Annotated in this window: 1 protein-coding gene; it reads left to right on the top strand. The window is 42.2% G+C overall.

What is annotated here, in order from left to right; all coding sequences use genetic code 11:
* On the top strand, nt 1-308 hold a 308-nt coding region (locus tag ACVC43_RS00175; RefSeq protein ID WP_452222551.1), incomplete at both ends, for a hypothetical protein.

Raw genomic sequence — 308 nt, 5'->3', positions numbered from 1 at the left:
TCAACCATATTTACAGAAACCTTTGGAGACGATCCAACTGTTGATCCAGCAGGATGGACAGGTACAGGTTTTGGAGGTAACAACGGTGAATGGGATATTTCAAATCCAGCAGCCAATTCTACAGGTACAGGACCAGCCAATTCTTATGATGGTAATCCAGGTGTACATTTAGAATATGAAGCTTCAGGAAACGCAACAGATATTGCTTCGGCAATCTCACCAGCGATAGATTTATCAACTGCGGTAGATGGTGCAGAGTTAGCATTCTTTATGCATGCCTTTGGGGATGATATAGGCACATTAAATGT

It is taken from the genome of Lacinutrix chionoecetis, from assembly GCF_053604665.1.
This window is presented reverse-complemented; position numbering and strand designations above follow the sequence as displayed.